This window comes from Cellulomonas sp. P5_E12, assembly GCF_054049315.1.
Genome location: NZ_JBFUMP010000005.1, coordinates 81398 through 94784 on the forward strand (window position 1 = coordinate 81398; position 13387 = coordinate 94784).

The 13387-nt window shown below is 70.1% G+C and carries 14 protein-coding genes; 6 read left to right on the forward strand and 8 right to left on the reverse strand.

Annotated elements, in window-relative coordinates; all coding sequences use genetic code 11:
• Positions 1–1191: a quinolinate synthase NadA gene (gene nadA, locus ACXJKA_RS05785; RefSeq protein WP_456824228.1), complete on the reverse strand. Its 1191-nt coding sequence runs from the start codon at positions 1189–1191 to the stop codon at positions 1–3.
• A gap of 49 nt (positions 1192–1240) precedes the next feature.
• On the opposite strand from nadA, the gene ACXJKA_RS05790 reads away from it, so the two are divergent.
• Together ACXJKA_RS05790 and erpA are read left to right on the forward strand one after the other, a co-directional pair.
• Positions 1241–2422, forward strand: a complete 1182-nt coding sequence (locus ACXJKA_RS05790) for a glycerate kinase family protein (protein ID WP_456824229.1) — start codon at positions 1241–1243, stop codon at positions 2420–2422.
• 112 nt (positions 2423–2534) lie between these two features.
• Positions 2535–2897, forward strand: coding sequence for an iron-sulfur cluster insertion protein ErpA (gene erpA / locus ACXJKA_RS05795; RefSeq protein ID WP_370503438.1), 363 nt, complete (start codon positions 2535–2537; stop codon positions 2895–2897).
• Positions 2898–2945: 48 nt separating this feature from the next.
• Here the strand turns inward: erpA and ACXJKA_RS05800 are convergent, their stop codons facing one another.
• Positions 2946–3164 (reverse strand): sulfurtransferase TusA family protein, encoded by a 219-nt coding sequence (locus ACXJKA_RS05800; RefSeq protein ID WP_456824345.1) that lies wholly within the window; start codon positions 3162–3164, stop codon positions 2946–2948.
• Positions 3164–4357 (reverse strand): cysteine desulfurase family protein, encoded by a 1194-nt coding sequence (locus ACXJKA_RS05805; protein ID WP_456824230.1) that lies wholly within the window; start codon positions 4355–4357, stop codon positions 3164–3166. Before ACXJKA_RS05805 ends, ACXJKA_RS05800 begins: the two co-directional genes overlap by 1 nt.
• Before the next feature lie 246 nt (positions 4358–4603).
• Between ACXJKA_RS05805 and ctaC the strand changes: the two genes are divergently transcribed.
• From ctaC to ACXJKA_RS05825, 4 genes are all read left to right on the forward strand, one after another.
• On the forward strand, positions 4604–5485 hold the full coding sequence (gene ctaC, locus ACXJKA_RS05810; protein ID WP_456824231.1) for an aa3-type cytochrome oxidase subunit II: 882 nt from the start codon (positions 4604–4606) through the stop codon (positions 5483–5485).
• The gene (ctaD, locus tag ACXJKA_RS05815; RefSeq protein ID WP_456824232.1) at positions 5485–7293 is read left to right on the forward strand and encodes an aa3-type cytochrome oxidase subunit I; all 1809 of its coding nucleotides are present in this window, start codon (positions 5485–5487) and stop codon (positions 7291–7293) included. The genes ctaC and ctaD overlap by 1 nt, the downstream gene beginning before the upstream one ends.
• Positions 7290–7688 (forward strand): cytochrome c oxidase subunit 4, encoded by a 399-nt coding sequence (locus tag ACXJKA_RS05820; protein WP_456824233.1) that lies wholly within the window; start codon positions 7290–7292, stop codon positions 7686–7688. The genes ctaD and ACXJKA_RS05820 overlap by 4 nt, the downstream gene beginning before the upstream one ends.
• 71 nt (positions 7689–7759) lie before the next feature.
• Complete coding sequence (locus tag ACXJKA_RS05825; protein WP_456824234.1) at positions 7760–8167, forward strand: META domain-containing protein; 408 nt, start codon at positions 7760–7762, stop codon at positions 8165–8167.
• Between the two features lie 129 nt (positions 8168–8296).
• On the opposite strand, the gene ACXJKA_RS05830 is transcribed toward ACXJKA_RS05825, so the two are convergent.
• The 5 genes from ACXJKA_RS05830 to ctaE all read right to left on the reverse strand — a co-directional run bounded on the left by ACXJKA_RS05830 (position 8297) and on the right by ctaE (position 13317).
• Positions 8297–8923, reverse strand: a complete 627-nt coding sequence (locus ACXJKA_RS05830) for a superoxide dismutase (protein ID WP_456824235.1) — start codon at positions 8921–8923, stop codon at positions 8297–8299.
• Between the two features lie 121 nt (positions 8924–9044).
• Complete coding sequence (qcrB, locus tag ACXJKA_RS05835; protein WP_456824236.1) at positions 9045–10781, reverse strand: cytochrome bc1 complex cytochrome b subunit; 1737 nt, start codon at positions 10779–10781, stop codon at positions 9045–9047.
• Complete coding sequence (gene qcrA, locus ACXJKA_RS05840) at positions 10778–11818, reverse strand: cytochrome bc1 complex Rieske iron-sulfur subunit (protein ID WP_456824237.1); 1041 nt, start codon at positions 11816–11818, stop codon at positions 10778–10780. Before qcrA ends, qcrB begins: the two co-directional genes overlap by 4 nt.
• Positions 11815–12600, reverse strand: coding sequence for a cytochrome bc1 complex diheme cytochrome c subunit (qcrC, locus tag ACXJKA_RS05845; RefSeq protein ID WP_456824238.1), 786 nt, complete (start codon positions 12598–12600; stop codon positions 11815–11817). The genes qcrA and qcrC overlap by 4 nt, the downstream gene beginning before the upstream one ends.
• Before the next feature lie 69 nt (positions 12601–12669).
• Entirely contained in the window at positions 12670–13317 is a 648-nt protein-coding gene (ctaE, locus tag ACXJKA_RS05850) for an aa3-type cytochrome oxidase subunit III (protein WP_456824239.1), read from the reverse strand.
• Positions 13318–13387 lie beyond the last annotated feature (70 nt).

Below are 13387 nucleotides of genomic sequence, written 5' to 3' on the forward strand. Positions count from 1 at the left end.
TCAGTACCCCGGCAGGGCGAGCATCTGGTCGAGCGCGACGCGCGCCCAGTGGGCGTCGTCGGCGTCCACGACGATCCGGTTGACCGCCCGGCCCGCCACCAGCGACTCCATCGCCCACACCAGGTGCGGCAGGTCGATGCGGTTCATGGTCGAGCAGAAGCAGACCGTCGAGTCGAGGTAGTGGATGTTCTTGTCCGGGTGGGCGGCGGCGAGCCGGCGCACCAGGTTGAGCTCGGTGCCGACGGCCCACGAGCTGCCCGGCGCGGCGGAGTCGAGCGCCTTGACGATGTACTCGGTCGAGCCCACCAGGTCCGCGGCGAGGACGACCTCGTGCTGGCACTCCGGGTGCACGATCACCGTGACGTCCGGGACGGCCGCGCGCATGTCGGTGACGTTGCGGACCGAGAACCGGCCGTGCACCGAGCAGTGACCGCGCCACAGGATCATCCGGGCGTCGCGCAGCTGCTGGGTGGTCAGGCCGCCGCCGGGCTTGCGCGGGTCGAACACCACGCAGTCGTCGAGCGAGAGCCCGAGCTGCTGCACCGCGGTGTTGCGGCCGAGGTGCTGGTCGGGCATGAACAGCACCTTGCCGGTGCCGCCGACGCCGCCGACCTTGTCGAACGCCCACCGCAGCGCGACGTGCGCGTTGGACGACGTGCAGATGGTCCCGCCGTGCCGTCCCGTGAACGCCTTGATGGACGCCGCGGAGTTCATGTACGTCACCGGCACGGTCGACTCGGCGACTCCCGCGTCGGCCAGCACGTCCCAGGCGTCCTCGACCTGGTCGATCGCCGCCATGTCCGCCATGGAGCAGCCCGCCGCGAGGTCCGGGAGGATCACCTGCTGGTGGTCGGACGTGAGGATGTCCGCCGACTCCGCCATGAAGTGCACGCCGCAGAAGATGATGAACTCCGCCTCGGGCCGGGCGGCTGCCTCGCGCGCGAGCTTGAAGGAGTCGCCCGTGACGTCGGCGAACTCGATGACCTCGTCGCGCTGGTAGTGGTGGCCCAGGACGAAGGCCCGGCTGCCCAGTGCGGCGCGGGCCGCGCGGGCGCGCTCGACGAGGTCCGGGTCGCTCGGAGCGGGGAGGTCGCCGACGCACTCGACGCCGCGCTCGGAGGCCAGGTCGACGCCGCGTCCCAGCAGCAGGAGGGCCGACGGAGCCGGCTCGGAGAAGGTGCTCACGCTCACGACGCGATCCTTTCACACGGGCGCGCGCCCGACCGTGCCACGATGCCCCGTGCGCGTGCTCATCGCCCCGGACAGCTTCGGCTCGAGCCTCACGGCCGACGAGGCCGCGCAGGCCATGGCCGGGGCGTGGCGGGCGACGGCGCCACGCGACGAGGTCACTACGTGCCCGCTCTCCGACGGGGGCCCGGGATTCGTCGCCACCCTGCACGCCGCGCTGGGCGGCGAGCTGGTGCCGGTGACAGTGACGTCGCCGGTCGGCGCGCCCGTCCCGGCCGTGCTGCTGCTCGTCGGGACGACCGCCTACGTCGAGTCCGCGCAGGCCGTCGGCCTGCCCCTGGTTCCGGACGAGCTCCGCGACCCGACGCGGACGTCCAGCCGCGGCGTCGGTGAGCTCGTCGCGGCGGCGGTGGCGGCGGGCGCCCGCCGCGTGGTCGTGGGCCTGGGCGGGTCGGCGACGAACGACGGCGGCGCGGGGGCGCTGGTCGGGCTGGCGCGGAAGCTCAATCTCGACGGGCCGAGCGACCTGCTCGACGCCGGCGGCGGATCGCTGGGCGCGGTCGGACCCGACGACCTCCTCGGCCTGCGGGAGCTGCGCGACCGGCTGCGGGGCGTCGAGCTCGTCGTCGCCACCGACGTGGACGTCCCGCTGCTGGGCCTGCACGGTGCGAGCGCCGGCTTCGCCCCCCAGAAGGGGGCCACGCCCGAGCAGGCGCAGGACCTCGAGCGGTCCCTCGGCCACTTCGCGCACGCGGCGACGGCCGCCCTGGGCGACGCGCTGCGCCCCGACCTGCTCGCCGGCACGCGTCCCTCGTCGGCGACGTCGCGGCTCACCGCAGCGCCGGGTGCCGGCGCGGCCGGCGGGCTCGGGTTCGGCCTCGCGCTGCTCGGCGGGCGGCTGGTGCCCGGGTCGGTGTTCGTCGCCGACGCCGTCGGCCTGGACGACCTCGTCGCCGACCACGACGTCGTCGTGACCGGCGAGGGTCGGTTCGACTGGCAGTCGCTGCACGGCAAGGTGGTCTCCGAGGTGGCGTCCCGCGCGCTCGCGCACGCCGTGCCCACCGTCGTCGTCGCCGGGGAGGTGCTGGTCGGGCGCCGTGAGCTGTCCGCCGCGGGCATCACCTCGGCCTACGCCGTCGGCGAGACGCCCGAGCAGGTGGCCGAGGCGCTGGCCGACCCGGCCGGGAGCCTCGCCGCGCGGTCGGCCCGCGTGGCGAGAACCTGGTCACGTTGAGCGGGATCTCGTCGGGGGAGTCGTACCCTGGATGGGAACAACCTCGACCCTGGTGATGTTGGCCAGGGTTGACGCGTGAGCAGTGCCGTCCAGCGAGCACCCAGGAGAGACCATGAGCGAGACCACCGCGACCGAGACCGCGACCGAGACGCACGGCGTGCTCCTCACCGACTTCGCCGCCTCGAAGGTTCGCAGCCTCCTCGAGCAGGAGGGCCGCGACGACCTGCGTCTGCGCGTCGCCGTCCAGCCCGGTGGCTGCTCCGGCCTGATCTACCAGCTGTACTTCGACGAGCGGGTCCTCGACGGCGACGCCCTCAAGGACTACGACGGTGTCGAGGTCGTCGTCGACCGCATGAGCGTCCCCTACCTCGAGGGCGCGACGATCGACTTCGCCGACTCGATCGAGAAGCAGGGCTTCACCATCGACAACCCGAACGCCGGCAGCGCCTGCGCGTGCGGCGGGTCGTTCAGCTGAGCTGAGCTCACCGCAGGCCCGGCTCCCCACCAGGGGACCGGGCCTGTGTCATGCGTGCGTCCGGACGGTCAGGGCGTGCACGCCGTCCTGCTCCGTCGCGCCGACCATCTCGTGGCCTCGCATCCGGGCCCACGCCGGCACGTCGTGGACGGCCGCCGGGTCGGTGGCCAGCACGGTCAGCTCCGACCCGGGCGGGGCGTCCGACGCCGCACGGGCCAGGCGGATCACCGGGGCGGGGCAGCGCAGGCCTCGCGCGTCGACCGTGATCACAGCCCGCCGACCCCCCAGGCCTCTCGGACGCGGGCGACGATGCCCGGGAGCTCGGCGAGGAACCGGTCGACGTCCGCGGTCGAGGTCCCGCGGGGGAGCGCGAGGCGGATGTTGCCGTGCGTCAGCGCCCCCATCGCCGCCAGCACGTGGCTGGGCTCCAGCGCGCTCGACGTGCAGGCCGAGCCCGAGCCGACCGCGAAGCCGCGGGCGTCCAGGGCGGTCAGCAGCGCCTCGCCCTCGACGTAGAGGCAGGAGAACGTCACCACGTGGGGGAGCCGGTCGGTCGGGTCACCGACCACGTCCACGTCGGGCACGTCGGCGGCCACCCGCGCCCGGATCCGGTCCACCAGCTCGCGGCGCGCCGTGTCGTCGGCGCCGCGGGTCGAGGTCGCCACCTGGAGGGCGACCGCAGCGGCCAGGGCGGCGGGCACGCTCACACCGCCGGGGAACCAGCGGTCCTCGTCCTCGGGCCAGTCGGGCGAGCGTCGCACGCCCGTGCGGGTGACCAGCACGCCGAGCCCACCGGGTCCGCCCCAGTCGCCCGCGTCCGCGGCCAGCAGGTCCCAGGCATCGCCGACGTCGACGTGGCCCAGGCTCGCGCCCGCGTCGACCAGCAGCGGGACGCCTGCCGCGCGCGCCGCGGCGTGCACCGCCTCGACCGGCTGGCGGGTGCCCACCTCGCCGTTGGCGTGCTGGAGGGCGGCCAGCGCCACGCCCGGCCGGTCCGCCGCCGCCGCGAACGCGTCGGCGTCCACCCGCCCGAGCCGGTCCACCGGGACGGTCACGCGGTTCCCCGCGAAGTCCGCCGCGTTGAGCACGGCCGCGCGCTCGACCGCGCCGACGACGATGTCGGCCCCGCCGCGCCGGCGCCCGCGTGCGACGGACCGCACGGCGCCGTGCAGGGTCGCCGTGTGAGAGGGCGCCAGATCGACCTCCGGTGTCCGCGCGCCGACGCACGCCGCGATCGCCTCGCGCGCGCCGTCCAGGAGCATCCGCGCGCGGCGGCCCTCGGCGTGCAACCGGCGGGGGTCCGCCCAGCCCTGGTCGAGGGCCTCGAGGAACGCCGTGCGGGCCGCCGGGAGCAGGGGAGCCCGCCCGCCGGCGTCGAGGACCACCCTCGGGCCAGTGGTGTGCGTCACACGCGCGTCGCGCGCGGCGTCGACGTGGCCGTTGTCGGGCTGGCTGCTCACGGGGGCACCGTAACCCCGTAGCGCCGTGACCAGGCGCGCGACGACCGGCCCGTCGCCCGCCACGCACCGTCGGGTCCGGTGAAGGTCGCGCGGTGTGATGGTGCTGACACGGTGTCGTCAAGGGGTGTCGTCAGCACGAAAGGCTGTGGTCGGCGCGCTAGGCTGCACAGGTCGAGGACGAAGGTCCCGGGTGGCCCCCTGCAGCATTGCGGGGAGTCGACGGGACGCGAGTGAGAGGTCCCCCCGTTGCACCCGGACACCCCCCGTCGCACGCGGCGACCAGCCCTGTTGCTGGCCGGTCTGCTTGGCGTCGTCGCCGTCGCCCTGAGTGGATGCTCAGCCGAGGTGGAGCGCGGCTGGCTCCCCGGCAGCTCCAGCGCCGAGATCACCGACCAGACCGGCAGGATCACCAACCTCTGGGTCGGCTCATGGATCGCCGCGCTGATCGTCGGCCTCATCACCTGGGGCCTGATCCTGTGGTGCGTCGCGGTCTACCGGAAGCGCAAGGGGGACGACACCCTCCCGGTGCAGCTGCGGTACCACGTGCCCCTCGAGGTCATGTACGTGATCCTGCCGATCATCATGGTCGGGGTGCTCTTCTACTACACCAACCGCGACACGACCGACATCCAGGACACGGCGGCCGACGCGGACGTCCACGTCCAGGTCATCGGCAAGCAGTGGAGCTGGGACTTCAACTACCTCGACGACGACGCCTACGACACCGGGCAGCACGCGCAGGACGTGGGCAGCGCAGGCACGGGCGTCCTCAAGGACCAGGTCACGCTCTACCTCCCGGTGAACGAGCGGGTCGAGTTCACGCTCGACTCCCGTGACGTCATCCACTCGTTCTGGGTCCCCGCGTTCCTCTACAAGATGGACATGATCCCGGGCAAGACGAACACCTTCCAGGTCACGCCGCAGCAGATCGGTGACTACCTGGGCAAGTGCGCCGAGCTCTGCGGCGAGTACCACTCGTCGATGCTGTTCAACGTCAAGGTCGTATCGCGCGAGGACTACGACGCGCACATCGAGGAGCTCAAGGCCAAGGGGCAGGAAGGCTCGCTCGGTCTCGAGTACAGCCGCCAGCAGGACCTGGACAGCGCTCCGAAGGAAGGCGATAAGTGATGGCCGCCGTCGCGGAGCACATTCCCGGCCTGGCGCCCTCGCGCCAGACCCTCGGACGCACGGTGATCAAGTGGATCACCTCGACCGACCACAAGACGATCGGGTACCTGTACCTGATCACGTCGTTCGTCTGGTTCGCCATCGGCGGCATCCTGGCGCTGCTCATCCGCGCCGAGCTGTTCGCCCCGGGCATGGACATCTTCCAGTCCCGTGAGCAGTACAACCAGGCGTTCACGATGCACGGCACGATCATGCTGCTGCTGTTCGCGACACCGCTGTTCGCGGGCTTCGCCAACGTGATCATGCCGCTGCAGATCGGCGCGCCCGACGTGGCGTTCCCGCGCCTCAACATGCTGGCGTACTGGATGTTCTTCTTCGGCGGCACCATCGCCGGCGCCGGCTTCTTCACGCCTCAGGGCGCCGCGTCGTTCGGCTGGTTCGCCTACGCGCCGCTGTCCAACACTGTCTACTCACCGGGACTCGGTGGCGACCTCTGGGTGTTCGGCCTGGCGCTCGCCGGGTTCGGCACCATCCTCGGTGCGGTCAACTTCATCACCACGATCGTGACCATGCGCGCGCCCGGCATGACCATGTTCCGGATGCCGATCTTCACCTGGAACACCCTGGTGACGTCGCTGCTCGTGCTCATGGCGTTCCCGCCGCTGGCCTCCGCGCTCTTCGCGCTCGGCGCGGACCGACGGCTCGGTGCCCAGGTGTTCAACCCGGAGAACGGCGGCGCCATCCTCTGGCAGCACCTGTTCTGGTTCTTCGGGCACCCCGAGGTCTACATCATCGCGCTGCCGTTCTTCGGCATCATCACCGAGATCCTGCCGGTCTTCAGCCGCAAGCCGATCTTCGGCTACAAGGGCCTCGTGTACGCGACGATCGCGATCGCCGCGCTGTCCGTGACGGTCTGGGCGCACCACATGTACGTCACCGGCTCGGTGCTGCTGCCGTTCTTCGCGTTCATGACGATGCTCATCGCGGTGCCGACCGGCGTGAAGTTCTTCAACTGGATCGGCACGATGTGGCGCGGCAAGCTCACGTTCGAGACGCCGATGCTCTGGACGATCGGCTTCCTCGTCACCTTCCTCTTCGGTGGCCTGACCGGCATCATCCTGTCCAGCCCGGCGCTCGACTTCTCGCTGTCGGACTCGTACTTCGTGGTCGCCCACTTCCACTACGTCGTCTTCGGCACCGTCGTGTTCGCGATGTTCGCGGGCTTCTACTTCTGGTGGCCCAAGATGACCGGCCGGATGCTCGACGAGCGCCTGGGCAAGGTCCACTTCTGGATGCTGTTCATCGGCTTCCACACCACGTTCCTCATCCAGCACTGGCTGGGCGTCAAGGGCATGCCGCGTCGGTACGCGGACTACTCGCCGGACGACGGCTTCACGTGGATGAACCAGCTGTCGACCGTCGGCGCCGTCATCCTCGCGGCCTCGACCCTGCCGTTCCTCTGGAACGTCTACACCACGTGGCGCAACGCGCCGCTGGTCACGGTCGACGACCCGTGGGGCTACGGCGCCTCGCTCGAGTGGGCCACCAGCTGCCCGCCGCCGCGGCACAACTTCACGTCGCTGCCCCGGATCCGTTCCGAGCGCCCCGCGTTCGACCTGCACCATCCCGAGGTCGCGGCCATGGACCACGTGGAGCCCAACCCCGGCCCGCTGGACTGGGAGGCGGACCGGCGCGGCGAGAGCGCCGTCGCCACCGACCGCGTCGTGAGCGGCACCGGTGAGCCCGAGCAGTCCACCGCGACGATCGTCGAGGAGCGCCCCGGAACGGACGAGGAGGGAACGCGATGAAGTTCGAGACCAAGCTCTTCCTCTACGGGGTGCTGTTCTTCGTCCCGGTCGGCCTGATCTACGCCGCGTGGAGCCACGGTGAGCCTGTCGGCACGGTGGGCATCCCGCTCGTCGGTGGCCTGGTCGGCATGATCGGCGCCTACTTCGCGCTCCTGTCGCGGCGCATCGACGAGCGACCCGAGGACGACCCGCTGGGCGAGATCGAGCAGGGCGCGGGCGACCAGGGCGTGTACAGCCCGTGGAGCTGGTGGCCGCTCGTGCTCGGCATCTCCGCCGCGATCACGTTCGCCGGCCTCGCCGTCGGCTGGTGGCTCTCCTACATCGGCATCGCGCTCGGGATCATCGGGCTCGTCGGCTGGGTGTTCGAGTACTCCCGCGGGCAGCACGCGCACTGACCTGCATCTCGAGAAGACCCCCGCCGTTCCGGTGGGGGTCTTCTTGCGTCCGCTGCGCTAGCGTCGGCGCCATGAGGCATTTGTCCATATTCGCTGCCCGCTCGTTCGTGCTGGTCGCCGCGGTCGGGGTGGTGCTTGCGGGGTGTACGAGCAGCGGCTCCGGCGACGACTCCGGCACGGCGCTCTCCGCCAAGGACGTCACAGGGGAGTGGTCCCAGCCGAAGTCTGAGCCCCTCGTCTACCTCGAGCTGATCGAGGCCGGCACCGTCAGCGGGTCGGACGGCTGCAACCAGCTCAACGGTACGTGGAAGATCGACGGCTCGACCATCGAGTTCGGCCCCTTCGCGGCGACCATGATGGCGTGCGACGGCGTGGACACGTGGCTGTCGGGGGCGTCCTCGGCGACGGTCTCCGGCGACGTGCTCACGGTGCTGGACGACGGTGGCAAGAAGATCGGCACGCTCGAGAAGACCGACTGAGGTCGCGCGCTCCTGCGGGAGGACGTCGCGCGACGAGGCCCCTCGGACGCACGAAAGGCCGGCACCCGCGGGCGGGTGCCGGCCTTCGCGATCGTTGCGCTCAGAGCGAGCGCGACGACCGGGGTGCGCCTAGAGCGCGACGATGAGACCTGCGGTCTGCGTGCGGGCACGGTCGAAGCGCGCGGCGGCGTCGGCCCAGTTGACGATGTTCCACCACGCCTTGACGTAGTCCGCCTTGACGTTGACGTAGTCGAGGTAGAAGGCGTGCTCCCACATGTCGAGGACGACGACGGGGACGAGGCCGAGGGCGATGTTGCTCTGCTGGTCGTACAGCTGCACGATCACGAGCTTCTGGCCGATCGAGTCCCACGCGAGGATCGACCAGCCGGAGCCCTGGATCCCGAGGGCGTTGGCGGCGAAGTGCTTCTGGAACGCCTCGAATGAGCCGAAGAACTCGTCGACCGCCGCGCCGAGCTCGCCGGTGGGCTTGTCGCCGCCGTCGGGGGAGAGGTTCTGCCAGAACACCGAGTGGTTGACGTGGCCGCCCAGGTTGAACGCCAGGTTCTTCTCGTGCAGGTTCACGGCGGCGAAGTCGTCGGCCGCGCGCGCGGCCGCGAGCTTCTCGAGTGCGGTGTTGGCGCCGGTCACGTAGGCGGCGTGGTGCTTGTCATGGTGCAGCTCCATGATGCGGCCCGAGATGTGCGGCTCGAGCGCCGCGTAGTCGTAGGGCAGATCCGGAAGCGAGTAGTCAGCCATGCGTGAGTACACCTCTCCTGCGTCGGTCTGGGACCGCGTTCCGCGGCCCGCTCAAACGAAGAAACGGGCGGCCCGCCGCTACGGCGAGCCGCCCGACTCCACGATCAACTCTTGCTCAGGATCAGCGATTCCGCCCGTCGGGGGCCGTCTCATCCTGCGGATCCACCAGGTGCTGGCCGCCACCGACGGCGCCGGCGAGCTCAGCCGGTGCATGCTCCTCGGAGGCCTGGATGGTGTCGTGCTCGCCGTGCGAGTGCGACGCAGCCAGCTCGGCGGGCGTGACGGGCTCGATGCGGTCCTCGTAGAACGTCTGCGAGAGACGCTGGCGCATGCGGTCGAGCGCGTAGCCCTTGCGCCGCACGCCGCGGGAGTCCTCCGCGGGCTCGATCTCCAGCGGGCGGATGGCGTCGTGCTGCACTCGCAGCCAGCGCTCGTGCGCGTCCAGCGGCTTGTGCACCTCGATATACTCACCGTTGGCGAACCGCACGATGCGACCGGTCTCGTGGCCGTGCAGCACCAGCTCGCGGTCCTTGCGCTGCAGCCCGAGGCAGATCCGCTTGGTCACCCAGAACGCGAACCACGGGCCCAGGAAGATCAGCGCCCGGAACGCCCACGTGATGTCGTTGATCGACAGGTGGAAGTGCGTCGCGATGAGGTCGTTCGAGCCGGCCAGCACGAGGATGAAGAAGGCCGTCAGGAGCGAGACGCCGAACGCCGTGCGGAACGGCCGGTTGCGCGGGCGGTCGAGCACGTGGTGCTCGCTCTTGTCGCCCGTCACGGCCGCCTCGACGAACGGGTACGCGGCGAGCAGCGTGAACAGGATGCCCGGCACGACCATGGCCGGGATGATCACGTTGAGCGACAGCGTCCAGTGCCCGATCACGACCTCGGTAAACCCGGGCATGAGGCGCAGCGATCCCTCGAGGAACAGCATGTACCAGTCGGGTTGCGCGCCCGCCGAGATGGGCGAGGGGTCGTAAGGCCCGTAGTTCCACACGGGGTTGATCGTCATCGTCGCCGCCATCAGGGCGATGATGCCGAACACCGTGAAGAAGTAGCCGCCGGCCTTCGCCACGTAGATCGGGAAGAGCGGGTAGCCGACGACGTTCTGGTTGGTCCGCCCCGAGCCCGGGTACTGCGTGTGCTTGTGCAGCACGACGAAGAACAGGTGCAGCCCGATGAGCGCCAGGATGATTCCGGGCACCAGCAGGATGTGCACCGTGAACAGGCGGGGGATCAGGTCCTGACCCGGGAACTCGCCACCGAAGATGAAGTACGACGTGTAGCTGCCGATGATCGGGATGGCCCGGACGACGCCGTCCGTGATGCGCAGGCCGTTGCCGGAGAGCACGTCGTCGGGGAGCGAGTAGCCCGAGAAGCCGGCCGCCAGGCCGAGGATCAGCAGCAGGAAGCCGACGACCCAGTTGACCTCGCGAGGCTTCCGGAACGCGCCCGTGAAGAACACGCGCATCATGTGCGTGACGATCGCGGCCATGAAGATCAGCGCGGCCCAGTGGTGGATCTGCCGCATCAGCAGGCCGCCGCGGACCTCGAAGGACAGTCGCAGCGTCGAGGAGAAGGCCTCGGACATCTGCACGCCCTGCAAGGCGGCCCACGGTCCGTCGTAGTGCACCTCGTTCATGCTCGGCACGAAGAACAGCGCGAGGAACACGCCCGAGATCAGGATCGTGATGAAGCTGAAGAGCGCGATCTCACCCAGGAGGAACGACCAGTGGTCGGGGAAGATCTTGCGCGCGAACGTCTTGACCGCGGTGCCGACGCCGGTGCGCTGGTCCAGGTAGTCCGCCGTGCCCGCCGCGAGCTTCTCGACGGGCGTGGGGGTGGCTGTCGTCGTCATTTCGTCAGACGCTCCCAGTAGCTCGGGCCGACGGGCTCGTTGAAGTCGCTCTGCGCGATCAGGTAGCCCTCGTCATCGACGGTGATCGGCAACTGCGGCAGGGGCCGCTTCGCCGGTCCGAACACGACCTTTGCTCCGTCCGCCACGTCGAACGTCGACTGGTGGCAGGGGCACAGGAGGTGGTGAGTCTGCTGCTCGTACAGCGCGACCGGACATCCCACGTGGGTACAGATCTTCGAGTATGCGACGATCCCGTTGTAGGACCAAGACTTCTTCTCTTCGGACTCCTTGAGGTCCGCCGGGTCGAGGCGCACCAGCAGGACGACGGCCTTGGCCTTCTCGTCGAGCGGGTAGTCCTGCTCCTCGAGTCCCTCGGGGATCACGTGGAAGACCGAGCCGATGGTCACGTCGGCGGCCTTGATCGGGCGGTTGGTCGGGTCCGTCGCGAGGCGCGTGCCCTTCTTCCACATCGTGTGGCGGAACTTCGAGACGTTCCAGTCCTCACCGACGCTGCCGATGATCGGCACGATGATCGCCAGCGGGAACAGCGCGAGCGCCGAGATCATGGCCCCCTGGAGCACGCCGCGGCGGCCGATGGCCGAGTCCGCAGCACCTTCCTTGAGCACCTCGACGGCGGCGACGCGCGTGGCGTCGTCGCTGCGCTGGAGGTGACGCTCCTCGGACTTCTCGTGGTCGTTCATCAGCGCCTTGGCCCAGTGCACGGCCGCGAAGCCGATGCCCAGGAGCGAGAGCGCGAGCCCGATGCCGAGGGCGAGGTTCGAGCGACGCATCGACTCGACGGTCTCGCCCGGCGGCAGCGCGAAGTACGCCACCAGGAAGCCGATCGTCGCGATGACCGAGATGGCGAAGAGGAAGACGACCTGCCGCTCGGCCCTCTTGTTCGCCTTCGGGTCGTGGTCGCCCATGCGGTCGTGGTGCTCGGGGTGTCCGGGGTCCTCGAACCGGTCGGGCAGCGTGCCCGCGGCGTGGGTGGTGATCTCGTTGCTGGCCTCGTGGCCGGGTTCGTGGTTGCTCACGAGGACTTCGCTCCGATCCAGACTGCTGCGCCGATGAGCAGGCCCATGCCGATGACCCAGGCCCAGAGGCCCTCGCTCACCGGGCCGAGGGCGCCGAGGGTGAGACCGCCGGGGGACGCGCCGCCCTGCAGGTCGATGAACGCGATGATGTCGCGCTTCTCCTCGGGCGTGATGTTCGCGTCGTTGAACACGGGCATCGACTGCGGGCCGGTCAGCATGGCCTCGTACAGGTGGGTGGGCGTCGTCTCCCAGAGGCTGGGGGCGAACTTGCCCTGGGACAGGGCACCGCCCGCGCCCACGGCGTTGTGGCACATCGCGCAGTTGGTGCGGAAGATCGCCATGCCGGAGGCGGGGTCACCGAGGCTCGGGTCGACCTGCTCGGCCGTCGGGATGGCCGGACCGGCACCCAGCGACGCGACGAACGCGGCGAGCTGGTTGATCTCGTCCTGCGAGAACTGCACCGGCTTGACCTGCGCCTGCGGGCCGCTCATCTGCGCCGGCATGCGACCGGTGCCCACCTGGAAGTCCACCGCCGCGGCGCCCACCCCGATGAGGGACGGGGCGCTCGTCGTGCCGGACGCGCCGGCTCCGTGGCAGGAAGCGCAGTTGGCCTGGAACAGCTTCTCGCCGGCCGCGATGTCGTTGGTGCTCGCCTTCACAGGCGTCGCATCGGCCGACGTCGGTGCTAGCACCGCGTACAGGCCACCGGTGAGCAGCAGCGCCAGCAGGAGCAGCACGATCGGCGCACGCCGATCCTGCCTGCGGGCTGCGAGTGCCTTCACGGATCGATCCTCGTCTCGCACGTGGGGGATATGGACTTCGGAGCGACGGGCGGGGGCGCCCGCGGCGCCTTACTTCAAGAGGTAGATCACGGCGAAGAGCGCGATCCACACGACGTCGACGAAGTGCCAGTAGTACGACGTGACGATGCCGGTGGTGGCCTCGTGGTGACCGAAGCGCTTGGCGCTGAACGAGCGACCGAGCAGGAAGAGGAAGGCGATCAGACCGCCGACGACGTGCAGGCCGTGGAACCCGGTGGTCAGGTAGAAGACCGAGCCGTACGGGCTCGACGAGATCGTCAGACCCTCGCTGACCAGGGCGGCGTACTCGAAGATCTGGCCGCCGATGAAGAAGGCGCCCATGAGGTAGGTGAGGGACACCCACTCGTTCATGCCCCAGCGGTTCACCTGGAAGATCGAGCCGCTGCGGACCGGCTGGAACCGCTCGGCGGCCCAGACGCCCATCTGGCACGTCACCGACGACAGCACCAGCACCGTGGTGTTGATCGCGGCGAACGTGACGTTGAGCTTCGGAGTGTTCTCCGCCCATGCCTCCGGCGCTGCTCCACGCAGCGTGAAGTACATCGCGAAGAGGCCTGCGAAGAACATGAGTTCGCTGGCCAGCCAGACGATCGTCCCTACCGACACGGGGTTCGGTCGGTTGACGCTCACGTGGGGGCTGGTGCGCGGGGCAGCCGTTGCGGTCGACACGATCGCCATTATGGCCGATGACACCCCCGCATGGGACGTTGGACCCTCAGCGTCGCCTCAGGTAAATGTCACACCGTCA